The 4,048-nt window shown below is 57.1% G+C and carries 2 protein-coding genes; both read left to right on the top strand.

Going from position 1 to position 4,048, the window contains the following annotated elements:
- The first annotated feature begins 438 nt into the window (after positions 1–438).
- Complete coding sequence (locus VFU50_19105; protein ID HEU5234973.1) at positions 439–3,180, top strand: phosphoenolpyruvate carboxylase; 2,742 nt, start codon at positions 439–441, stop codon at positions 3,178–3,180.
- 302 nt (positions 3,181–3,482) lie between these two features.
- Positions 3,483–4,048, top strand: a 566-nt coding sequence (locus tag VFU50_19100; GenBank protein HEU5234972.1) for an Ig-like domain-containing protein, incomplete at its 3' end; no start/stop codon positions are given.

Genomic DNA, 4,048 nt, shown 5'->3' with positions numbered 1-4,048 from the left:
TCTAACGCCGTCATGTAACAAAATCTCTGGTGAAGATCTACTCCTACGTGGATCATCGGTGCCTCCTGAAATGGGTCTTGTGCTTCGAGCACGTCTACCCTATAGGAGGCACACCCGTTTTCATCACATCTGAGTCCGCCTCAGGCGGACGAAGGATCTCCCGCGATATTACGACCTGAAATACTGCCGATATGGCTCCCCCACCAGACAGCCTGCTGTGTAGGCCGAGGAGCCCAGCAAGCGCATCTTCCGTCGTAAACATCATCGGAGATCCTTCGTCCGCCTGAGGCGGACGAAGGATGACAGACTGAGATTCAGGCGCCGAGGGAAAAGGTTATGCTTTTTTACTAATGTTTGTATGCTCGGGAAAGCGATGAATAGTGCTTTCTCGTGGTTCACGCAATGTCACAACCCACTGCACTCTGTTAGCTTTTATCTATGCCTCCGCAGCTAGCCATGATTCGGGATTCGATTGAGCCGCTATGGCAGGTTCGCGACCAGCAGCAGCATCTGCGCGAACTCATTGCCACCGATGCGGAACTCAAGGAAGCTCCTCTGCGTCGCGATGTCCGCAACCTCGGACGCATTCTTGGCGAAGTCATCAAGGAGCAGGCAGGTCAGGAGGTATTCGCGTCCGTCGAGCGACTGCGGAATTTGAGTATTGAGCAGCGAGAGAAAGGACGGATCGCGAACGATCCTTCCCTGCCCGCGATGGATCTGAAGCACGCATTTCTGGTGGTGCGCGCGTTTGCGATTTATTTCGAGTTAGTAAACCTGGCGGAGACCAATCACCGCAAGCGTCGTCGTCGCGCAGCCCAGGTGAATCACAGCGCGCCGCAAGCCGGAACCATCGCTGGGACTTTCCGCCGCTTGAAGAACGCGGGCATCAGCCTCGACCAGACGCTTGCCGCCTTGCGCGCAATTTGCGCCATTCCCGTATTCACGGCACATCCAACCGAGATCGCGCGCCGCACGGTGCTGATGAAGCGCGAGCGTCTCTCGAAGCTGCTGGAGGCGCTCGACAATGCGCCGCTGACCGACGAGACCGCGGAGGAAGTTGCCGAACAGATCGCCGCTGAGATCACCGCTCTGTGGCAGAGCGATGAAGTGCGCCGGCGCACGCCCACCGTGCGCGATGAAGTCAAAATGGGACTCGACTACTATCGCGGCAGTCTGATTCGCACCGTGCCCGAGGTATACGACGAGATCTCTCGAGCACTGAGCGCTGAATACGATTCGAAGCAGAAAGCCGCCGATCTGCCACGCATGATTGCCTTCGGTTCCTGGATCGGCGGCGATCGCGATGGCAATCCGTTCGTCACCGTCTCCAGCACGCAACAGGCGCTGCAGTTGGCTCGCGAACTGATCCTCCAGCAATACATTCAGAAGATCCGCGATTTGATTGTCTTACTGAGCTCTGCAACCAGCGTAAGCGGGATTTCCACGCAGTTGCGGGATGCTTTGAAGAAGTACGCTGCAGATTTTCCCGATGTGCACGCTCGCGCTCTCACTTATTCCGAGACGGAAGCATATCGGCACTTCCTGCTCTATGTAATGGAAAAACTCACGCGAGCAGCGAAGAACGAAAGGGCGGAAGGCGCATACAAGAAGCCGGAGGAGTTCGTCGGGGACCTGCGGTTGGTGCGCGAAAGCCTTGCGCAGAACTGCGGTGAACGAATCGCTGAAGAGTTGCTCGACCCAATTCTGATCACCGTAGACACCTTCGGATTCCATCTGCACACGCTCGATGTTCGTCAGCATGCAAAGCTGCATACAGAAGCCATTCAGGAACTGAATGCGGCCACCGGCGAACGTCTTGGAGCCACGTCAGAGAATACTCAACTCGTGCTCGACACCATGCGTGCGGTTGCGCAACTCAAACGCGAGTATCCGGCGAAGGCGATTCGCACCTATGTGATCAGCGGCGCGACTTCGGTTCAGGATGTTTTTAACGTTGTTCGCCTGGCTTCCGTCTGCGGCGTGCAGGTCAACGCCACAGAGAATGATCCCGGACTCATGCCGGTTCCGCTATTCGAGTCGATCCAGGATCTGCGCGCCTGCCCGGAAATCTGCCGTGAACTGTGGACCGATGCCAACTACGCTCCACTGCTCAATTCGTGGAATCGCAGACAGGAGATCATGCTCGGCTACTCCGACAGCAATAAAGATGGCGGCATGCTCACCAGTCTTTGGGAGATTTACAAGGCGCATCGCGAACTGCATCGGGTAGCGCGCGAGTGCAACGTTCATCTCACGCTGTTTCACGGTCGTGGCGGTACTGTCGGCCGCGGTGGTGGTCCTACACATCGCGCGATGGTGGCGCAACCCGTAGGCGCGTTCACCGGCCAATTCAAGATCACCGAACAGGGCGAGGTCCTGAATTGGAAATACGCCGAACCGATTCTCGCCGAGCGATCTCTTGAACTCATGGTCGCTGCGTCACTCGAAGCGCTCGTGCGTCCTAACGGGCCCCGGGAGGGCGATGACGCGCAGTGGCAGCCTGCAATGGAGGAGCTATCGCGTGTGGCCTTTGCGTACTACCGCAGGCACATCGCGGAAAATCCGGACATACCGGTTTATTTTGAGCAATCGACGCCTGTTGGCGAACTGCAGAATGTGAAAATCGGCTCGCGTCCTTCGAAACGGAAAGCAACGCGCAGCCTCGAAGATCTGCGCGCGATTCCCTGGGTCTTTGGCTGGATGCAAAGCCGATGCCTTCTGCCGGCGTGGTTCGGCGTCGGCCATGCGCTGGGAGAATTCAGCAAGACTCAAGGCGGACTTGAGACTCTACGTCGCATGTACCGGCAGTTCCCGCTGTTCAACGATCTGATCGGAAATGTCGAAATGGGACTGGCGAAGGCGGACTTCAACATCGCCCGGCTCTATTCCGGTCTTGTCGGCGATGCGGCTCTGCGCGATCGCGTTTTCAAGACGCTCGAAGGAGAATTTCATCGCACCACGAAAATGGTGCTTCAAATCACCGGGCAATCGGAGCTGCTCGAGAAGAATCCCATTCTGGCACGCTCGATACGACTACGGAATCCCTACGTCGATCCCATGAGCATCATGCAGGCCGAACTGCTGCGCCGCAAACGCGCCGGACAGCAGAGCAAGGAATTTGACTATGTCTTAGGCGCGACGATCAACGGAATCGCTGCCGGGTTGCGCAACACGGGATAGAAGGGCGGGTTATGGTTCACCTAGATAGTTGTGAGGGTAGGCCAGGTAGTCGAGAACTGTCATCCCTCGCGCCGCCACAAACAGCTCTGGGTAGGATTAACGCAGGCGTGCGGCGCGGGGGACCTGCTGTTTAGCAGCTTGAAGCAAAGCAGGTTCCCCGCGCAGCAAAAGCAAATTATCGAAGTACGGGATTGCTGGACGGCTGCGCGAGGAATGACAGTTCATTGGGGGAAGGTTCTGCATAGAGGTTATTCCTGTACCCTATTCATTAACCAATGAGCAATCGTCGTTCACATCTTTCAATGAACCGAGTCCTTTTCCTCATCATTTCCGCCACGCTGCTGTGGTCTTCATGCGGCGGGAAAAAAAGTACTCCCACCACTGGCGTTTCCATCACCATTTCCCCGACAAGTGCGAGCGTAGCCGGAGGCGCCACACAGCAATTCACGGCAACCGTGACTGGATCAACCAACACCGCTGTAACCTGGCAGGTGAACGGAGCCACTGCTGGCGATGCCATTAACGGAACGATCGACACGAACGGCTTGTACAAGGCCCCCAACGTTCTGCCCAGCCAAACAACCGTCACCATTACCGCGATCTCCCAGGCGGATACGACGAAAACGGCTTTCTCGACGGTCACGCTCACGGCACCCGCAGTAACGATTTCAATTACGCCGCCCAGCGCGACACTGGCGGCGGGAGCCACGCAGCAATTTACTCCCACCATAACCGTGACCGGCAGCTCGAATAATGCAGTGAACTGGAGCGTGAACGGGGTGCAGGGCGGCGACGCCATCCATGGCACGATCGATGCCAACGGTCTCTACACAGCTCCGCTGTCGCCGCCGAGAGCTGGAATCACGGT

The organism is Terriglobales bacterium, from assembly GCA_035764005.1.
Lineage (GTDB): Bacteria > Acidobacteriota > Terriglobia > Terriglobales > Acidobacteriaceae > Gp1-AA112.
This window is presented reverse-complemented; position numbering and strand designations above follow the sequence as displayed.

Excerpts from the sequence above, each read along its gene's own strand:
- VFU50_19105 (HEU5234973.1), top strand. The coding sequence starts at position 439 with ATGCCTCCGCAGCTAGCCATGATTCGGGATTCGATTGAGCCGCTATGG.